Origin of the sequence: Streptosporangium sp. NPDC087985 (assembly GCF_044741965.1) — a bacterium.
Classification (GTDB): Bacteria; Actinomycetota; Actinomycetes; order Streptosporangiales; family Streptosporangiaceae; genus Streptosporangium.
The window spans coordinates 48,685-65,957 of the sequence record NZ_JBIUTQ010000027.1 but is presented as its reverse complement, the minus strand read 5'-3'; the positions used below and the strand labels follow the sequence as shown (position 1 = coordinate 65,957).

Annotated in this window: 19 protein-coding genes and 1 riboswitch; of the genes, 12 read left to right on the top strand and 7 right to left on the bottom strand. The window is 67.8% G+C overall.

Going from position 1 to position 17,273, the window contains the following annotated elements; genetic code table 11:
• Nucleotides 1–33: 33 nt before the first annotated feature.
• Nucleotides 34–357, bottom strand: coding sequence for a DMT family transporter (locus tag ACIN94_RS30365; RefSeq protein ID WP_400713556.1), 324 nt, complete (start codon nucleotides 355–357; stop codon nucleotides 34–36).
• 17 nt (nucleotides 358–374) lie between these two features.
• A riboswitch (guanidine-III (ykkC-III) riboswitch) is annotated at nucleotides 375–441 on the bottom strand.
• Nucleotides 442–752: 311 nt separating this feature from the next.
• Here ACIN94_RS30365 and ACIN94_RS30360 point away from each other — a divergent pair.
• Both ACIN94_RS30360 and ACIN94_RS30355 read left to right on the top strand, forming a co-directional pair.
• Complete coding sequence (locus tag ACIN94_RS30360; protein WP_400713553.1) at nucleotides 753–2,603, top strand: acyl-CoA dehydrogenase; 1,851 nt, start codon at nucleotides 753–755, stop codon at nucleotides 2,601–2,603.
• A 196-nt stretch (nucleotides 2,604–2,799) separates the two neighbouring features.
• A complete protein-coding gene (locus ACIN94_RS30355; protein ID WP_400713550.1) occupies nucleotides 2,800–3,024 on the top strand; it encodes a hypothetical protein in 225 nt (74 codons plus the stop codon).
• Here the strand turns inward: ACIN94_RS30355 and ACIN94_RS30350 are convergent.
• The gene (locus tag ACIN94_RS30350) at nucleotides 3,021–3,314 is read right to left on the bottom strand and encodes a Dabb family protein (protein WP_400713547.1); all 294 of its coding nucleotides are present in this window, start codon (nucleotides 3,312–3,314) and stop codon (nucleotides 3,021–3,023) included. The two genes, ACIN94_RS30355 and ACIN94_RS30350, sit on opposite strands and share 4 nt — an antisense overlap.
• Nucleotides 3,315–3,584: 270 nt before the next feature.
• On the opposite strand from ACIN94_RS30350, the gene ACIN94_RS30345 reads away from it, so the two are divergent.
• A complete protein-coding gene (locus ACIN94_RS30345) occupies nucleotides 3,585–3,830 on the top strand; it encodes a hypothetical protein (RefSeq protein ID WP_400713544.1) in 246 nt (81 codons plus the stop codon).
• A 91-nt stretch (nucleotides 3,831–3,921) separates the two neighbouring features.
• On the opposite strand, the gene ACIN94_RS30340 is transcribed toward ACIN94_RS30345, so the two are convergent.
• The gene (locus ACIN94_RS30340) at nucleotides 3,922–5,679 is read right to left on the bottom strand and encodes an ABC transporter ATP-binding protein (RefSeq protein ID WP_400713541.1); all 1,758 of its coding nucleotides are present in this window, start codon (nucleotides 5,677–5,679) and stop codon (nucleotides 3,922–3,924) included.
• Nucleotides 5,680–5,692: 13 nt separating this feature from the next.
• Here ACIN94_RS30340 and ACIN94_RS30335 point away from each other — a divergent pair, with 13 nt between their 5' ends.
• Entirely contained in the window at nucleotides 5,693–5,863 is a 171-nt protein-coding gene (locus ACIN94_RS30335) for a hypothetical protein (protein ID WP_400713539.1), read from the top strand.
• 444 nt (nucleotides 5,864–6,307) lie between these two features.
• Here the strand turns inward: ACIN94_RS30335 and ACIN94_RS30330 are convergent, their stop codons facing one another.
• From ACIN94_RS30330 to pdhA, 3 genes are read right to left on the bottom strand one after another with little or no spacing between them, the layout of a single operon-like run.
• Complete coding sequence (locus tag ACIN94_RS30330; RefSeq protein ID WP_400713536.1) at nucleotides 6,308–7,690, bottom strand: dihydrolipoamide acetyltransferase family protein; 1,383 nt, start codon at nucleotides 7,688–7,690, stop codon at nucleotides 6,308–6,310.
• A gap of 11 nt (nucleotides 7,691–7,701) precedes the next feature.
• On the bottom strand, nucleotides 7,702–8,685 hold the full coding sequence (locus ACIN94_RS30325) for an alpha-ketoacid dehydrogenase subunit beta (protein ID WP_400713533.1): 984 nt from the start codon (nucleotides 8,683–8,685) through the stop codon (nucleotides 7,702–7,704).
• On the bottom strand, nucleotides 8,682–9,773 hold the full coding sequence (pdhA, locus tag ACIN94_RS30320) for a pyruvate dehydrogenase (acetyl-transferring) E1 component subunit alpha (RefSeq protein WP_400713530.1): 1,092 nt from the start codon (nucleotides 9,771–9,773) through the stop codon (nucleotides 8,682–8,684). The genes ACIN94_RS30325 and pdhA overlap by 4 nt, the downstream gene beginning before the upstream one ends.
• A gap of 287 nt (nucleotides 9,774–10,060) precedes the next feature.
• On the opposite strand from pdhA, the gene purS reads away from it, so the two are divergent.
• The 4 genes from purS (at nucleotide 10,061) to purL (ending at nucleotide 14,163) form a co-directional block, all read left to right on the top strand.
• Nucleotides 10,061–10,306 (top strand): phosphoribosylformylglycinamidine synthase subunit PurS, encoded by a 246-nt coding sequence (gene purS / locus ACIN94_RS30315; RefSeq protein ID WP_400713527.1) that lies wholly within the window; start codon nucleotides 10,061–10,063, stop codon nucleotides 10,304–10,306.
• A 188-nt stretch (nucleotides 10,307–10,494) separates the two neighbouring features.
• Complete coding sequence (locus ACIN94_RS30310) at nucleotides 10,495–10,917, top strand: ATP-binding protein (protein ID WP_400713524.1); 423 nt, start codon at nucleotides 10,495–10,497, stop codon at nucleotides 10,915–10,917.
• A 283-nt stretch (nucleotides 10,918–11,200) separates the two neighbouring features.
• Nucleotides 11,201–11,884, top strand: coding sequence for a phosphoribosylformylglycinamidine synthase subunit PurQ (purQ, locus tag ACIN94_RS30305; RefSeq protein ID WP_400713521.1), 684 nt, complete (start codon nucleotides 11,201–11,203; stop codon nucleotides 11,882–11,884).
• 23 nt (nucleotides 11,885–11,907) lie between these two features.
• Nucleotides 11,908–14,163 carry a phosphoribosylformylglycinamidine synthase subunit PurL gene (gene purL, locus ACIN94_RS30300; RefSeq protein WP_400713518.1) on the top strand — a complete coding sequence of 752 codons (2,256 nt, stop codon included), beginning with the start codon at nucleotides 11,908–11,910 and terminating at the stop codon, nucleotides 14,161–14,163.
• Nucleotides 14,164–14,320: 157 nt separating this feature from the next.
• Here the strand turns inward: purL and ACIN94_RS30295 are convergent, their stop codons facing one another.
• On the bottom strand, nucleotides 14,321–15,268 hold the full coding sequence (locus tag ACIN94_RS30295; protein ID WP_400713515.1) for a hypothetical protein: 948 nt from the start codon (nucleotides 15,266–15,268) through the stop codon (nucleotides 14,321–14,323).
• 127 nt (nucleotides 15,269–15,395) lie between these two features.
• Between ACIN94_RS30295 and ACIN94_RS30290 the strand changes: the two genes are divergently transcribed.
• The 4 genes from ACIN94_RS30290 to ACIN94_RS30275 all read left to right on the top strand — a co-directional run bounded on the left by ACIN94_RS30290 (nucleotide 15,396) and on the right by ACIN94_RS30275 (nucleotide 17,251).
• Nucleotides 15,396–15,578: a hypothetical protein gene (locus ACIN94_RS30290; protein ID WP_400713512.1), complete on the top strand. Its 183-nt coding sequence runs from the start codon at nucleotides 15,396–15,398 to the stop codon at nucleotides 15,576–15,578.
• Nucleotides 15,579–15,851: 273 nt separating this feature from the next.
• Entirely contained in the window at nucleotides 15,852–16,397 is a 546-nt protein-coding gene (locus tag ACIN94_RS30285) for a hypothetical protein (protein WP_400713509.1), read from the top strand.
• A gap of 231 nt (nucleotides 16,398–16,628) precedes the next feature.
• Nucleotides 16,629–16,898 carry a hypothetical protein gene (locus ACIN94_RS30280; RefSeq protein ID WP_400713506.1) on the top strand — a complete coding sequence of 90 codons (270 nt, stop codon included), beginning with the start codon at nucleotides 16,629–16,631 and terminating at the stop codon, nucleotides 16,896–16,898.
• A gap of 176 nt (nucleotides 16,899–17,074) precedes the next feature.
• Nucleotides 17,075–17,251 (top strand): hypothetical protein, encoded by a 177-nt coding sequence (locus ACIN94_RS30275; protein WP_400713503.1) that lies wholly within the window; start codon nucleotides 17,075–17,077, stop codon nucleotides 17,249–17,251.
• Nucleotides 17,252–17,273 lie beyond the last annotated feature (22 nt).

The window sequence follows — 17,273 nt, the reverse complement described above, 5'->3', positions numbered from 1 at the left end:
TCAAGCCGGTTCTTCCTCTGCGGTCAGGGATGCTCAGTGGCCGCCACCGGCGAGGTTGAGGCCGACGACGCCGGCGAGAATGAGGGCGATCGAGGCGATCTTGAGGAACGACGCGTCCTCCCCAAGAAGCAGCATGCCCAGGGACGCGGTGCCGACGGCGCCGATGCCCGTCCAGACGGCGTAGGCCGTACCGACCTCAAGGCCCTTGAGCCCCACGGCGAGCAGTCCGAAACTGAGGACGGCGAAGACGGCGAACCCGACACTCGGCAGCGGCGCGGAGAATCCGTGGCTCATCTTGAGCGAGTAGGCCATCGCGACTTCGAACAGACCGGCGATGATGATGAGAACCCAGGCCATGACGGCTCCTCTCGGAAGGAGCGTCGTCTTTTCCGACCGGGTACGGCGCGTCTCGTCCGGGAGCCGCCCTCATGGGGACTCTGCTCCTGGAGCGTAGCAAATGTCACCGCGACTCCCACCAGAGTGTGAACCGCCGGTCGCGCAGGACCCGGCCACGCTTCCAGCTCGGCCGACGCCGCGACGACCTCCTCGATCCGGTCCCGGCCGAGACGGCAGGCCGGGGACGCGTCCCTGCGGGAGATCGGAGGGGCATGGAACGGATTTCTTCCCTGAACGACTGTGACGAACGTCCTATCGGTGCTGTTTTTCTTGGGTTACTGGCGGGTAGCATTATCGGTAAGGTTACTGACGAGTACGGAAGAGTTCCGGTTCCCCGGTTTCAAGGAGCAGACCCCATGGGCCACTACAAGAGCAATCTCCGTGACCTGGAGTTCAATCTCTTCGAGGTGTTCGGGCGCCGGGACATCCTGGGCACCGGCCGCTACGCCGATCTCGACGAGGAGACCGTGCGGACCATCCTCGACGAGGTCAACCGTCTCGCGACGGGCGTGCTGGCCGACTCTTTCGAGGAGGGCGACCGCACACCCCCGGTTTTCGACCCCGCCACCAGCACGGTGACGATGCCGGAGGGCTTCAAGAAGTCCTTCGCCGCCTACCGTGACGCCGGTTGGACCACCCTCGGCCTGCCCGCCGAGCTGAACGGCCCCGGCCTCCCCAGCAGCGTGAACTGGGCGCTGGCCGAGATGGTCCTCGGCTCGAACCCGGCGATCTGGATGTACGCCAGCGGACCGGCCTTCGCCTACGTGATGCACGTGATCGGTACGGAGGAACAGAGGCGCTACGCCCAGCTGGCCATCGAGAACCACTGGGGCGCCACCATGGTGCTCACCGAGCCGGACGCCGGCTCCGACGTGGGCGCCAGCCGCACGAAGGCGATCCAGCAGCCCGACGGCACCTGGCACATCGAGGGCGTCAAGCGTTTCATCACCAGCGCCGAGCACGACATGACCGACAACATCTTCCACCTGGTCCTGGCCCGCCCCGAGGGGCACGGCGTGGGCACCAAGGGCCTGTCGATGTTCCTGGTCTCGAAGTACCACGTGGACCTCTCGACCGGCGAGCTCGGCGAGCGCAACGGCGTCTACGTCACCAACGTCGAGAAGAAGATGGGCCTGAAGGTCTCCACGACCTGCGAGCTCACCTTCGGTGACAAGCACCCGGCGGTGGGCACGCTGATCGGTGACGTGCACGAGGGCATCAAGCAGATGTTCATGATCATCGAGAATGCCCGGATGATGGTGGGCACCAAGGCGATCGCCACGCTCTCCACCGGCTACCTGAACGCGCTGGAGTACGCCAAGGCCCGCAAGCAGGGCGCCGACCTCACCCAGATGGCCGACAAGTCGGCCCCGCGCGTGACCATCACCCACCACCCGGACGTGCGCCGCGAGCTCATGCTCCAGAAGTCGTACGCCGAGGGCATGCGGGCGCTGGTCCTGTTCACCGCCACCTACCAGGACGCGGTGCAGATCGCCGACTTCGAGGGCCGCCGGGACGAGCACGCCGAGGCGGTGAACGACCTGCTGCTCCCCCTGGTCAAGGGGGTCGGCTCCGAGCGCTCCTACGAACTGCTGGCCCGTTCGCTGCAGACCCTGGGCGGCTCGGGCTACCTGCAGGACTACCCGATCGAGCAGTACATCCGGGACGCCAAGATCGACTCTCTCTACGAGGGCACGACGGCGATCCAGGGCCTGGACCTGTTCTTCCGGAAGGTCCTGCGCAACCAGGGCGTCGCCCTGGGCGCGCTGTACGGCGACATCAAGGCCTTCGCCGCCTCCGAGGCCGGCAACGGCCGCCTCAAGGAGGAACGCAAGCTCCTCGACGAGGCCGCCGACGAGGTCAAGGCCATGGCCGACACCATGGCCGGCTGGGCCATCGGCTCCCTGGAGGCGCCGGAGGAGGTCTACAAGGTCGGCCTCAACACCACCCGGTTCCTGCTCGCCCTGGGCGACCTGGTGATCGGCTGGCTGCTCCTACGTCAGGCCGAGGTGGCCCTGACCGCGCTGGGCTCCTCCGACATCACGCCGGACTCGGCCACGGCCCGGAGCGACAAGGCGTTCTACACCGGCAAGGTCGCGGCGGCCTCGTTCTTCGCCCAGACCGTGCTGCCCCGCCTCGCCGCCGAGCGCCGCGTGCTCAACGCCACCAACCAGGACCTGATGGAGCTCCCCGAAGAGGCCTTCTGACCTTCTCCACCGCAGAGCCACCTGCTCCCGCGGCAGGCGACACCGAGGGGCGATCCTGTCTCACAGGGTCGCCCCTCCCTCGTTTCCTCCGCCGCCGTGGACAAGGTCTATCTGAGTGGCGCGATCACCCTTGAGAGGGGGTGACCAAGCACGTACGCTCCTTTTACCTGGTCATTACGTGCGTCCGGAGGGCTCGATGGGTGTCGGGGTCAGCATCTTCTTTCTCACGCTCGGCGCCATCCTCCGGTTCGCCATCGAGCCCGACGTTCTCGGCAGGAATGTGCACATCGACATCATCGGGATAATCTTCATGATCGTCGGCGGCGTCGGGGCCGTATTGAGCATCATGCTGGCGCCCAAGCGCGAGTTGACGTCGGAGGGTCGCCTGATGCACCGCGAGAACCACCCGCCGGAGGTTTAGCAGGCGAACTGCACGGCCGCGCGCGACGCCAGGATCGGCTTGATGTGCTTGGCGATCACGGCCTGGTGCATCGGGTGGTCACGGTAGACCAGGTAGTCGTCGAGGCTGTCGAAGTCGGCGACGAGCGCGGCGTCGTGATTGCCGGGATTCACTCCCGCGTCGGCACCGAAGGCGTAGGCGCGGATTCCCTCGATGACCTCCGGCAGCCTGCCGAGTTCGGCGGCGACCGTGTCCTTCTGCTCGGCGGTGGCCTCTCCGGTCCAGGTGAAAAGCACGACATGCCGGAACATGATCTTCCCTCCGTTTGAGTTCCCCGTCAGCGTACGGCCACGCCCGCCACGGCAGGACAGCGGGGACTGAATCTCATTTAATATGGGTAGAACTCTTTGTCACGAAATACGCCGATATGCACAATTTATTTCTTATTTATACAGTTGTATGGCGTTTTGCCAAAGTATAAGTGCTTTGCGGTTTCTTGATCGCTCCCCTTCCGGCAGTCTTTGGACTGTCCAGAAATTCATGAGGACGGATCCGTCTTCGCGTGAAAATCGGAGGATCGCATGAAAACCAAGACTGCTGCCTCGTTCATCGCGAGCATGATGGGTGCGGGGCTCTTCGCCGGAGCGCTCGCCGCAGTCCCCGCGCAGGCATCGGCCGCCGTCGCATCGACCCCGGCCGTCCAGACCGCCACCACGGCCACCGGGATCGTCACCGGCTGCGGCTGCTGGAGACGGCGCTGCTGCTGCGGCTGTTGTCGCTGCGGCGGCGGCTGCGGCTGCGGTGGTGGTGGTGGTGACTGGTGGTAGCCGGAAGCCGGTAGGCCGCCCGTCGCAGAGGCACACGGATTTTTACCAGGCCGGCCCGGGAGAACAGCCCCGGGCCGGCCGGGACACCCCCTCAGATCGGGCGCGCTGTCGCGTCGCGACGTCCGAAGAGCGTGATCCTCGTCCGGATGGGATTCTGGACGGGTTCGAGAACGATCGTGCGAGCGGTCTCGGGTATGAGGCGGAGATCGTGGGTGATCAGGATCGTCGTACGGCCGGACATGAGCCGCCGGAGAGGTCCCATGATCCGCGCCGCGGTGGGTGAGTCCAGCCCGGTCATCGGTTCGTCGAGGACGAGCACGGGGGTGTCGCGCAGGATCGCGCGGGCGATGGCGATGCGCTGGCGTTGCCCCCCGGACACGAGCCGGCCACGTTGCCCGAGGGGGGTGTCGTATCCCCGGGGAAGCGTGGTGATGAAGTCGTGTACGTCCGCCATGACCGCTGCCCGGACGATGTCGTCCATGCCGGAGTCCGGACAGCCGTAGGCGATGTTGTCACGCACGGTTCCTGAGAAGAGCAGGTTCTCCTGCTGGAGGATGGTGATGCTCTCACGCAACGACCTGCGCGGCAGGTCGCGGATGTCCACTCCGTCGAGAAGGACGCGTCCGGCGGTGGGGTCGTAGAACCGCAGCAGCAGCTTGGTGATGGTGGATTTGCCCACGCCGCTGGGCCCGGTGCACACGATCAGCTCACCCGGCTCGGCGCTGAAGGACAGGTTTCTCAGCGTGGGGCCGGTCCTGTCCGGGTAGGTGAAGCCGACCTCCTCGAAGTCGATCCGGCCGAGGCTCCGCGTCGCCATCGGAACCACCGCTTCGCGGTCGGTGACGGTGGGCCGGGTCCGCAGGATCTCGATGACGCGGTCGGAACCGGCTGCCGCCTCGGAGACGGTGAGCGCGAGCTGCCCGAGACTCTGGACCGCCGGATAGAGGTAGGCGAGGTAGGCCGCGAAGGCGAGCAGTCCGCCGATGGTGAGGCGCCCCGCGGCGATCTCCCACGCGCCGAACCCGATGATGACGAGCATGCAGACGGTCTCGAGGACCTGGACCACCGGTCCGTACATGGCGGACAGCGCGGCCTGGAGGACCTTGGCCCGCATCCAGGTGTGGCCCTCGCCGTGCAGTCGCCGGGCTTCGGACTCCTGGCGGTTGTAGGCCTGGACGAGGGCCTGGTTGGCCAGGCTCTCCTCGATGACGCTGTTCATGGTGCCGTTGCTGAGCCGCTCACGCGCGGCGGCGTTCCTGAATCTCGACGCGAAGACCTTGGAGACGATCAGGAAGGCCGGGATCATCGCGAACGTCACCAGCGCGAGGTCCCACCGGATGTAGAAGGCCGCTCCGGCGAAGAAGACCACGCTGGCCGCCGTGGTGAAGAGCCGTACCAGGCCGGAGCCGACCAGTTCCTCGATGGCTTCCACGTCGTCGGTGAGCCTGGCCATCAGGTCGCCCAGCCGGCGGTTGTCGAAGAAATCCGTGGTGAGCGTCTGGATGTGGGAGAACACCTTGTCCCGCAGCCGCAGCAGGAAACGCTCCCCTCCCACGGCGGTGGCGTAGGAACCGGCGAAGGAGGCCAGACCCGCGACGACCGCCAGGCCGAGCCAGGCGGACGCCGGCCCCCAGAACGCCCCGAGGTTCTGGCGGCTGAGGACCTCGTCCGTGATGAACCCGAACAGCCCGATCGCGGCGACCTCGCAGATGGCCGCCACGATCGCCAGCAGGACGCCGGCCACGAACAGCCTGCGGAGACCACGGGTGTGGGGCCAGAAGTGCCGGAAGGCCTCCCGGACGGAGACCATCGGCGCGAGCGGGGAGACCGGGGCCGGGGAGTCCGTCATCGGTTCCGCGCCGTTGAGCGAGGGCGAGGGCGGCGGGGAAAACGAGAACCGGCGGGCTGTCCGCCGGTTCTCGTTCGATCTTTCTACCACCACCAGCCCCGTCGCCATCCACGGCGCCAACGGCGACGACGGCATCCACATCCGCCCCAATCCAGCGGGGCGCGATTTGCCGGGAAGATACTGATAAGCCTCATGGATTATCTCCTCTCGCTGGCTTTTTGTCCGCTTACCGATACCGACAATATCACCCATATCGGCACAAACAGCTAAAAGCGGCATCCATTAAAGACGTTTTAACTGATCGTTCCAACCAGCCGATAAAACCGGACAGCCACCCTCTTCCGCATTTATCCTCAAACAACCTATTGGGCATATTAAATACGGATCAGCTTCTCAAAGCACGGCCCCAAAGAATCCCAAGAGAAGGTCCGGAAGACCAACGGAGAGGCAATCGGCGCATGCCGCGCACGGTCCGCTCTGTGCCATGGGAGGGCACATAAGTTTTTCATAAAAAACACGGATCGCGGATCCGCGAAAGTCCGTCGGACCCGGCATATCCGGGGACGGTGGCGGAAGCACCGCGAGCCCGCTCCCCCGGTGGGGGGAGCGGGCTCGCGGGCTCTCGTCGTCAGCTCCAGGCGAGCATGCGCAGAGGGTCCTCCAGCATGGCGCCGACGTCGCGCAGGAAGAGCGAGCCGAGCTCCCCGTCCACGACCCGGTGGTCGAAGGAGAGCGCGAGCGTGCACACCTTGCGCGGCACGATCTGCCCGTCCACCACCCATGGCATGTCCCTGACCTGGCCGAAGGCCAGGATGGCCGACTCGCCCTGGTTGAGGATCGGGGTGCCGGCGTCCACTCCGAAGACGCCCACGTTCGTGATCGTGATCGTGCCTCCGGCCATGTCGGCGGGCTGGGTACGGCCCGCCCTGGCGGTCTCGGCGAGGGTGCCGAGGGCCTTGGCGAGGTCCGGCAGGGACAGAGCCTGGGCGTCCTTGACGTTGGGGACGATCAGGCCCCGCGGGGTGGCCGCAGCGATGCCCAGGTTCACGTAGTGCTTCACCACGATCTCCTGGCCGGCACCGTCCCATGTCGAGTTGATCATCGGATACCGGCGTGCGGCGACGACCACCGCCTTCGCGACCAGGAGCAACGGTGAGACCTTGACCTCGGCGAAGTCGGGCAACTGCCGGAGCCGCGTGACCGCGTCCATGGTCCCGGTCACGTCCACCTGAAGGAACTCGGTGACATGCGGCGCGGTGAACGCGGAGGCCACCATGGCCTGCGCGGTCGCCTTCCGCACGCCCTTGACCGGGATCCGCTCCTCAACCGCCTGTACGGCCCGCGCCGCGGCCGGAGCCGGCACCGCTCCAACCGCCGAGTGGACGTCGTCCCGGGTGATCGAGCCCTGCGGGCCGGTCCCGGTGAGCGCCGTCAGGTCCACCCCGAGGTCCTTGGCCAGCTTCCGCACGGGAGGCTTGGCCAGCACCGCGACCCGTCCCGAGGGCGCGACGACGACCGGCCCCGAGGGGGTGGCGGTGACCGGCCCGCTCTCCCGGGTGAACGGCGGGGCGTCCTTCCGGGCGGAAGTCTCGGTCCCGCCGGCCGCCTGGGGGGCAGGCTGGATGGCCGACGGCTTACGGGGACGGCGTTTGGCCGTGCCCATCTTGACGCCGTAGCCCACCAGGACGGGCTGGCGCTCCTCCTTGGGGGGTTCCGGGACCATGTCCTCGGCCAGGACCTGCCCTCGGTCAGAGGCGGGGGCGGGGGCCGGACCGGTCCCGTCGTCGACGGAGATGATCGGCCGGCCGACGTCCACGGTCTCGCCCTCGTCGGCCATCAGGGCCGCCACGACACCCTCGAACGGGCAGGGCAGCTCGACGACGGCCTTGGCGGTCTCGATCTCCACGATGATCTGGTTGACCTTGACCGGGTCGCCGGCCTTCACGTGCCAGCGGACGATCTCGGCCTCGGTCAGGCCTTCGCCCACGTCAGGGAGTTTGAACTCCTTCATCGTTCCCCCTCTCAGAACGTGAACGCCCGGTCGACGGCGTCGAGGACCCGGTCCAGATCGGGCAGGTAGTGGTCCTCCAGCCTGGAGGGCGGGTAGGGCGTGGACGGCCCGCCGACGCGCAGCACCGGGGCCTCCAGGTTGTAGAAGCACCTCTCCGTGATCCGGGCGGCCACCTCCGCGCCGAAGCCGTTGTAGACCGGCGCCTCGTGCACCACGACGCAGCGTCCGGTCCGGCGGACCGACTCCGTGACCCGATCGACGTCCAGCGGGTTGAGCGAGCGCAGGTCCACGACCTCCAGGGACCGGCCGTCCTGCTCGGCCGCAGTCGCGGCCTCCAGGCAGGTCTTCACCATCGGCCCGTATGCCAGCAGGGTGAGGTCCGTGCCGGGCCGTACCACGTGGGCCTGGTCGAAGGGCATCCAGCCGGCGGAGTCGGCGGAGGTGTCCACCTCGGCCTTCTCCCAGTAGCGCCGCTTGGGCTCGAAGAAGATGACGGGGTCGTCACAGCGGATCGCCTGCTGGATCATCGTGTAGGCGTCGGCGGGGTTGGAGCAGGCCACGATCCGCAGGCCGGCGGTGTGGGTGAAGTAGGCCTCGGGAGACTCGCTGTGGTGCTCCACGGCGCCGATGCCGCCACCGCACGGGATCCGCACCACCACCGGCAGCTTCACCTTCCCCAACGACCGCAGCGGCATCTTGGCCAGCTGGGTGATGATCTGGTCGGCGGCGGGGAAGACGAACCCGTCGAACTGGATCTCGCAGACCGGGCGGTACCCCCGGAGCGCGAGACCGATCGCCGTGCCGATGATGCCCGACTCGGCCAGCGGCGTGTCGATGACCCGCTGCTCGCCGAAGTCCTTCTGCAGCCCGTCGGTGACGCGGAACACACCGCCGAGCTTGCCCACGTCCTCACCCATGATGAGGACCTTGGGGTTGTCCTCCATGGCCTTGCGCATGCCCTCGTTGAGCGCCTTCGCCAGCGTGAGAGTCGTCATCCCTCGAAACCCTCCAGGTAGGTGGCGAACTGGGCGCGCTCCTCGTCCATCAACCGGTGCGGCTCCGCGTAGACGTGGTCGAAGATGGCCAGCGGTTCGGGGTCGGGCAGTTCGAGACAGCGTTTGCGCACGTCTTTGCCCAGATCGTCGGCCTCGGCGTCGACCGCGTCGAAGAAGTCCTGGTCGGCGAGCTGGTTTTTGAACATGTAGGTGCGGACCCGCTCGATCGGGTCCTTGAGCCTCCACGCCTCGAGCTCGTCCGCCACCCGGTAGCGGGTGGGGTCGTCGGAGGTGGTGTGCGCGCCCATCCGGTAGGTGAAGGCCTCGATCAGCATCGGGCCCTGCCCTGACCTGGCGTCGGCCAGCGCCTTGCGGGTGACCGCGAGGCAGGCGAAGACGTCGTTGCCGTCGACCCGGACGCCCGGGAAGCCGAACCCGCTCGCCCTGCGGTACAGCGGGATGCGGGACTGCTTCTCCAGCGGCTCGGAGATGGCCCACTGGTTGTTCTGGCAGAAGAACACCACAGGCGCGTTGAACACCGACGCCCAGATGAACGACTCGTTCACGTCTCCCTGGGAGGTGGCGCCGTCACCGAAGTAGACGATCGTGGCGGCCTCGGCGCTGTCGCGCTGGACACCCATGGCGTAGCCGACCGCGTGCAGGGTCTGGCTGCCGATGACGATCGTGTAGAGGTGGAAGTTGTGCTCGGCGGGGTCCCAGCCACCGTGGTTGACACCGCGGAACAGGCCGAGCAGGTTCACCGGGTCCACGCCCCGGCACCAGGCCACGCCGTGCTCACGGTAGGTCGGGAAGGCCATGTCGGCTTCGGTCAGCGCCCGGCCCGAGCCGATCTGCGCGGCCTCCTGGCCGAGTAGGGAGGCCCAGATGCCCAGCTCGCCCTGGCGCTGCAGAGCCACGGCCTCCAGGTCGACGCGGCGGACCAGGACGAGGTCCCGGTAGAGCCCGCGGATCTCTTCGGGTGTCAGATCGATGTCGTAGTCGGGATGCTCGACCCGTTCTCCTTCGGGGGTCAGCAACTGGACGAGCTCCGGAGGTGCTTCCGCACCATGAGAGGCCTCGGCTGTCACGTGCCGCTCCTGTGTGCTCGGGGCCGCCTGGATGGGTTCGCCATCCAGGTCCGGCCGATCAGCAACGCATCCGACCCGTTTGGTGGTAGTTCGTATGCGTTTGAGGACATCGTTACAGAGGGCACACACCTGCGCGCAAGACCTGTCCCGGCATCCATACGCTCCCCGTTCCCACTGAACCCTTCTTTACCCTTGCACGTGGGGCATCCGGACCCCGCGGCGAACTGCCGGGGAAGCCCGTTACGCTTGAGGCGCCGAACGTCCCCGCTGCAACCAGGAGGAACACCGTGGCGCGCGTCATCGTCGACGTCATGCTGAAGCCCGAGATTCTCGACGCGCAGGGTCAGGCAATCGCCCGCGCGCTACCCCGGCTCGGCTTCTCCGGAGTCTCAGCGGTACGGCAGGGCAAGCGGTTCGAGGTGGACATCGATGGCCCCGCCGACGAGGCCGCTCTTTCGGACGTCCGCAAAATGGCCGAAACCCTGCTGGCCAACACCGTGATCGAGGACTACACGGTCACCGTTGAGTCGTAGACCATCACGTATCACGCAGGAAATTTCCTTACGTCAGGCTAAATCCCACTCCGGATGTGTCGGAATCCCACAACTTGACCAACACTAAATAACATCAAGGTTATTTTGCGGTTAGCCCGGATTCTGCGGGGAAACCTTGACAGGGTGACGTCTGGCCCTGGAGGGATCCGGTGGATATCGAGTTCTCGTTGGCTCTGCCTAGGGAGGCCATCGGTATTCCGATGGTCCGCAGAGCGTTGGGCGACTCTTTGCGGTCGCTCGGCGTCACCGAGGACTGCGTGTCCGACATCCTGCTCGCGGTCACCGAGGCGTGCGCCAACGCGGTGCGCCACGGTGGCCCGGCCAACCGCTACGAGGTAGAGGCCGCGATCGGCCACGGCCGCTGCGACGTCCGCATCATCGACAACGGTCACGGCCTCACGAGAGTGCCCGAGCAGTATCCCCCGGCGGACACCGAGAACGGCCGGGGCATCCTCATCATGCAGGCCGTGGTGGACGACATCAGCTTCGACATCGCACCCGGCCGGGGCACCACCGTGCATCTCCGCAAGCATCTCGACTGGGACGACGACGCCGTCTTCCTCCGCCGCCCGATGCTCGCCGCCGTGTGAACACCGCGGCGGCCGCGCAGGCCCCGCCCCAGCTCCCCATTCCGCGTATCCGCCCCTGTGTCCCCCGGCTTCCGTACGGACGGTCCCCAACGACCGGTACGGCGGAGCCGGTGTTGTGTGATCCTCCAACTCACCGGCCGTTCCTCCGCGGTGAGCTGTGTGATCAGACGACTCCGCGTGTCACCTCCGGCTCAGGAACGGATAGCCTGGGCACACCGCCGCAGACCGCCGTCCGATGGGTGAGACGCCGGCGCGGTGCTCGTTTCTGGAGGGGAACGCTGTCATGAGTGCTGCCCGCGTGGGCGTCGTCACTTTTCCCGGAACCCTTGACGATCAGGACGCGGCCCGCGCCGTACGGCACGCGGGTGGCGAAGCCGTCCCGCTGTGGCACGCGGATCCCGATCTCAAGGGCGTGGACGCGGTCTTCCTGCCGGGCGGGTTCTCCTACGGGGACTACCTGCGGTGCGGGGCGATCTCCAGGTTCGCGCCACTGATGGAGGAGCTGATCCCCGCCGCCAGGGCCGGGCTCCCCGTCCTGGGCACCTGCAACGGCTTCCAGATTCTCTGCGAGGCCCACCTGCTGCCCGGCGCGCTGATGCGCAACGCCGGGCTGCACTACATCTGCCGCGACCAGGGCATCCGGGTGGAGAACACCACCACCCCGTGGACGTCGGACTTCACCGAGGGCCAGGAGATCGTCCTGCCGGTCAAGCACGGCGAGGGCCGCTACGTCGCCGACGAGGCGACCCTGAGCGCGCTGGAGTCGGGCAGCCAGGTCGTCTTCCGCTACACCGGAGGCAACCCCAACGGCTCCCTGAACGACATCGCGGGCATCCGCAACGAGGCCGGAAACATCGTGGGCCTCATGCCGCACCCCGAGCACGCGGTCGAGGACCTCACCGGCGCCCCGAGCACGGACGGCCGCGGATTCTTCTCCTCCATCCTGAAGAGGCTGGTGAACCTGTGAGCGAGCGAGCCGACGGAGGCCGTATGAACCTGGACACCGTCAGGCGGGCCGAGGACACCCCCGACGAGCGCCAGCCGTACGGCGAGCTGGGCATGAAGACCGAGGAGTACGACCGGGTCCGCGGGATCCTCGGCCGCCGGCCCACGAGCTCCGAGCTGGCCATCTACAGCGTCATGTGGAGCGAGCACTGCTCGTACAAGTCCTCCAAGGTGCACCTGCGCCAGTTCGGCACCAAGGCCCCCAAATCCGAGGCCCTGCTCGTCGGCATGGGCGAGAACGCCGGCGTCGTCGACATCGGCGACGGCTGGGCCGCCACCTTCAAGATTGAATCGCACAACCACCCGTCCTACGTCGAGCCGCACCAGGGCGCGGCGACCGGTGTCGGCGGCATCGTCCGCGACATCATGTCGATGGGTGCCCGGCCGATCGCGGTGATGGACGCGCTGCGGTTCGGTGCGGCCGACGCCCACGACACCCGGCGGGTGCTGCCCGGCGTGGTCGAGGGGATCAGCCACTACGGCAATTGCCTGGGCCTGCCCAACATCGGCGGCGAGGTCGTCTTCGACCCCTGCTACATCGGTAACCCGCTGGTCAACGCGCTCTGCGTGGGCCTGCTCCGCAAGGACCAGATCAAGCTGGCCGTCGCCCCGGGACCGGGTAACAAGGTCGTGCTGTTCGGCGCGCTCACCGGCCCCGACGGCATCGGCGGCGCGTCCGTGCTGGCCTCGGCCACCTTCGAGGACGAGTCGCACGCCAAGCGCCCCAGTGTCCAGGTGGGCGACCCGTTCATGGAGAAGCTGCTGATCGAGTGCTGCCTGGAGCTGTACCAGGCGGACGTCGTCGTCGGCATCCAGGACCTCGGCGCGGCCGGTGTCTCCTGCGCGACCACCGAGCTCGCGGCCAAGGGCACCGGCGGCATGGACGTCCGGCTGGACCTGGTCCCGCTGCGCGACCCGTCGCTGCGGCCCGAAGAGATCCTGATGAGCGAGTCGCAGGAACGCATGATGGCCGTCGTCACCCCCGACGACATCGATGCCTTCATGGCGATCTGCACCAAGTGGGACATCCCGGCCACTGTGATCGGCGAGGTCACCGACTCCGGCCGCCTGGTGATGACCTGGCACGGCGAGACCATCGTGGACATCCCGCCGGGCACCGCGGCCGACGAGGGCCCGGTCTACGAGCGGCCGTTCCACGAGCCGACCGGCCAGGCCGCGCTCAACGCCGACGACCCCGCGCGGCTGACCCGCCCCGACGACCTGCGGGCGACCCTGCTGGAGCTTCTCGGCTCGCCGAACCTGGCGTCCAAGGAGTGGGTGACCTCCCAGTACGACCGGTACGTCCGGGGCAACACCGTGCTGGCCCAGCCCGCCGACGCCGGTGTGCTGCGCATCAGCGAGGTCATGCCGGGCGCCGAGGAGACGACCCGGGGCATCGCTCTGTCAACGGACGGCAACGGCCGCTACGCCCGGCTCGACCCGTACGCGGGTGCCCAGCTCGCGCTGGCCGAGGCGTACCGCAACGTGGCGGTGACCGGTTCCAGGCCGCTCGCGGTGACCAACTGCCTCAACTTCGGCTCTCCCGAGGACCCCGAGGTCATGTGGCAGTTCGCCGAGGCCACGCGCGGCCTGGCCGACGCCTGCAGGACCCTCGGCGTGCCGGTGACGGGCGGGAACGTCTCCTTCTACAACCAGACGGGATCCGCCCCGATCCACCCGACCCCGGTCGTGGGCGTGCTGGGCGTGATCGACGACGTGGCCAGGCGGGTACGGAGCGGCTTCACCGGCCCGGACGAGAGGATCGTCCTGCTCGGCGACACGGAAGAGGAGTTCGGCGGCTCCGAATGGGCCCACGTGGCCCACGGCCACCTCGGTGGCCTGCCGCCCCAGGCGGACCTGGAGGCCGAGCGCGCCCTGGCGCTCGTCCTGACCGAGGCCGCGTCCCAGGGCCTGCTGACCGGCTCCCACGACCTGTCCGACGGCGGCCTGGCGATCGCCCTGGCCGAGGCCTGCCTCGCCCAGGGCGTCGGCTGCACCGTCTCCCTGACGGGTGACGACGCGTTCGTCGACCTGTTCAGCGAGTCGTCGGCCCGCGCGCTGGTGACCGTGGCGCCGGAGTCCTTCGAGGCCTTCGCCGAGCTCTGCGCCACCCACGAGGTCCCCTGCTACGGCCTGGGCACCACCGGCGGCACCTCACTGGCCGTCGAGGGCGTCCTGGACATCCCGGTCACCGAGCTCCGGGAGACCCACACGGCCACCCTGCCGGGCATCTTCGGCTGATCCCGCGGGCACAAGAGGGGGTACGGCTCGCGTGAGCCGTACCCCCTCTTGTCTGTTCGGGTGAGGCCCGATTTACCCGGGGCCGCCCTCCGCGACGAGGAGGGCCTCCCGGCCACCAGCCGGAAGGCCCTCCTGCGGTGTCGCGCTCAGTCCCGGATCAGGACCCCATGCAGATCACGTAGACGGTGCCGCTGGCGTTCTTGCCGCTCACGGTCCAGCTGGAGGAGCCGCTGGGCGCGCTCGTGTAGATCTGACCGGAGCCACTGCCGCTGCTGCTGAAGCCGCCGCCCGTGGCGACCTTGCCCGCACCGCAGCTCACGTTCTGGCTGCCGCCCTGACCGCCGAAGTCGAACGACGCGGTCTGGGTGGTGACGGTGGGAGTGCCGGAGCCGCCGCCCGAGCCCGGCGTACCAGGGTCACCCTTGTCGCCCTTGGGGCCCTTCAGCGACGCGATGAAGTCCGACTTCGACTTGCCCTTGTTGCCCGGCAGTTCGAGCCAGACCTCATAGGCGCTCGCGCCGTCGTCGCCCTTCGGGCCCTGCAGTCCGCGAGGCCCGGTGTCACCCTTCTTGCCGTCAGCGCCGTTCCTGCCCTGCGGCCCGGTGTCACCCTTCTTGCCGTCAGCGCCGTTCCTGCCCTGCGGACCGGCGGGACCCTGCGGACCGGTGTCGCCCTTCGGACCCTGCGGACCGGCGGCGCCGTCCTTGCCCGGCAGGCCCTGCTCACCCTTCGCCCCGGCGGCGCCGTCCTTGCCCGGCTGGCCGTTCTGTCCGGGGAGACCGCGGTCGCCCTTCGGGCCCTGCGGGCCGGCCGGGCCCTGGGCGCCGTCCTTACCAGCGGGACCCTGCGGTCCCCGCGGTCCCTGGGTGTTCACGTTCTGGTACTGAGTACCGCCATCACCCCAGGTCACCCGGATCTCGGTCGCCCTGCACGCGGCCGTCGCATTAACGATCCGCGCATAACGGGTCTTCTTGTGCACGCATGCATGAACTTCCGCACCGGCCGCCGATGCGACGGCGCTGCCGCCCGTCGTGAGCAGGGTTCCGGCCAGTACTCCGACGGCCACGACACTGATCGTGCGTCCGCCCGGCAACTTGAAAGCCACTGGGCTTCCTTTCTGCGACGCCAGGGATCCCGGCGTGTTCTGTGGGTCGCATGTTGCACGTTTGGATCGTTCTACCGGTTGTCACATCAAACATCACAGTTTGGGATCGGGTTCTCTCCTCGACAGGATGCGGGGGCACTGCCGCTCTCCCGGGACCGGAGTCTCCCGAGCGGCAGCGCGCCGGGCCACCCCCTACACGCTGTCCGTCGGGGGCTCGCCGCCGATTACGGCGGGGCTCGGCGCCCTGTCCCTGAACACCGACCTGGCCACGCCGTACGGGATCACCGGGACTGTTCCCATGCGGCTGTGACAGCGACACCTTCCTCATCGGTAACACCACCCAGGTCACGGCCGCACCGCCCGCCGAGAGCAGGAACGCCTCAAAGGCATCGGACCAGCTCACATGCCTGTGGACCATGATCTAGAGGACAACAAGCAACAAACTAGAATTAATAAGATACTGGTCACGGAATTAGCGTGAATAGCGGCCCGGTGGGGAGTGAATAGAACTACACATGGAATGGAAATTTCCAGGAGAATTATAATGCACGGTCGTCAAATATTGATTTTTCTTATCTTCTGGGTGACTATGCCCGTTCTGGCCGTCTCCTTCAATGCCGGGGCACACGCCGACAGCGATCCCTCGACTATCTGGGCGCGGCCCATCGACGACGGTGCGGGCAGAAGGGCGGGCGACTCTTCCTCATCGTCCACCGAGATGTCGTTCGAGGTGGTCCCCGGACCAACCAGCCCCACCCCAACCAGTCCCGCGTATGAAGGCACTGAACCCGGCGACCCCGGATCCGCGGGTCCTGATTCCGTCGACTCCGGATCCGGGAGCGCCAACTCCGGAAGCGCCAACTCCGAGAGCGCCAACTCCGAGAACATCAACTCCGAGATCGTCGATTCCGGGGGCTCCGGACCCGCGGGCCACAGGCATGTCGGCCCCGGACATGTGGGTCCCAGCCCCGTGGGCCCCGCGCCGACCGGGGACCCCAGCCTGCCGTTCACCGGGATCGACGGCCGTCGCCTGGCGATCCAGGCACTGGTGGGAGCGGGAGCCGTACTGGTCGGTGCCTACCTGATCTGGTGGTCCGTCTCGCGCCGTCGCCGTCACGGGGGAACCTGACCTCTTCCCGCTGGTCATAGGTGAGACCGCCTGCCCGTCCCAGCGGGGCGCCCTCCCTCGATGGAAAACGGTCTACATAATGGGGCGACCGGCCTGGTCAAGACGGGTGCATGGATGTCCTCAGCCGGGTCGTCCCGGATGCCCGCCGCCCGCCATTGCCTACGTTCCGTCGCTCGGCGAGCGCACACCACCAACGCCCGTCCGTGTCCGTCCATCCGGCAGGAGGAACACATGCGCCCCGTCACACTGATCGGGGTGGCCACTGCCCTCATGATGGGTCCGGGCGTCCTGGCCGCGCCGAACGCCACGCCCGCGCCTAGCGCCTTCCCCTCACCCGCTGCCGCAGCCACACCCACCCCCAGCGCCACACCCACACCTAGCGCCACACCCACACCCAGCGCTACCGCCACCGCCACCGCCGAGGTCAGCGTTACGAGCAGAACCCACCAGACGCTGTCAGTGCCCCCGTGGGGCGGCCGGAACACCATCCCCCGGCGTTGAAGAACGTCCCGTCACTCCGTGTCCTGCCCCAGTGGCCCCGCCAGGCCAGCCACGTCCGGGTATTCGTGCACTGTCCTCCCACCGCGAATCACGCGATCATCGGCTCCACCGCCTTCACCCTGAAGGGGTCGAGGCGGTACCGGGAGGTGGGGAGAGGACTCTCCAAAAGGGGCCTGATGCACCGCAGCGTGTCCATCTCCTACTACGCCCTGCCGGGGTTTCACAAGGTCTGCCTGAAGTGCGTGAAGGTCACGATGAACCATGAGACACGCATCAGGCGGATCCGGGTGGTCGGCCGGGACTCCACCCCGCTCTATGTACGGAGGTTCAGCATCTGGCAGTTCTTCAAGTGACCCGGCATCCGCACCGGCCCGG

Bases quoted from the DNA above. Each gene is read 5' to 3' on its own strand.
- ACIN94_RS30365 (WP_400713556.1), bottom strand. From the start codon at position 357: ATGGCCTGGGTTCTCATCATCATCGCCGGTCTGTTCGAAGTCGCGATG.
- ACIN94_RS30360 (WP_400713553.1), top strand. From the start codon at position 753: ATGGGCCACTACAAGAGCAATCTCCGTGACCTGGAGTTCAATCTCTTC.
- ACIN94_RS30355 (WP_400713550.1), top strand. From the start codon at position 2,800: ATGGGTGTCGGGGTCAGCATCTTCTTTCTCACGCTCGGCGCCATCCTC.
- ACIN94_RS30350 (WP_400713547.1), bottom strand. From the start codon at position 3,314: ATGTTCCGGCATGTCGTGCTTTTCACCTGGACCGGAGAGGCCACCGCC.
- ACIN94_RS30345 (WP_400713544.1), top strand. From the start codon at position 3,585: ATGAAAACCAAGACTGCTGCCTCGTTCATCGCGAGCATGATGGGTGCG.
- ACIN94_RS30340 (WP_400713541.1), bottom strand. From the start codon at position 5,679: ATGACGGACTCCCCGGCCCCGGTCTCCCCGCTCGCGCCGATGGTCTCC.
- ACIN94_RS30330 (WP_400713536.1), bottom strand. From the start codon at position 7,690: ATGAAGGAGTTCAAACTCCCTGACGTGGGCGAAGGCCTGACCGAGGCC.
- ACIN94_RS30325 (WP_400713533.1), bottom strand. From the start codon at position 8,685: ATGACGACTCTCACGCTGGCGAAGGCGCTCAACGAGGGCATGCGCAAG.
- purQ (WP_400713521.1), top strand. From the start codon at position 11,201: ATGAGTGCTGCCCGCGTGGGCGTCGTCACTTTTCCCGGAACCCTTGAC.
- purL (WP_400713518.1), top strand. From the start codon at position 11,908: ATGAACCTGGACACCGTCAGGCGGGCCGAGGACACCCCCGACGAGCGC.
- ACIN94_RS30290 (WP_400713512.1), top strand. From the start codon at position 15,396: ATGCGGGGGCACTGCCGCTCTCCCGGGACCGGAGTCTCCCGAGCGGCA.
- ACIN94_RS30280 (WP_400713506.1), top strand. From the start codon at position 16,629: ATGCGCCCCGTCACACTGATCGGGGTGGCCACTGCCCTCATGATGGGT.
- ACIN94_RS30275 (WP_400713503.1), top strand. From the start codon at position 17,075: ATGCACCGCAGCGTGTCCATCTCCTACTACGCCCTGCCGGGGTTTCAC.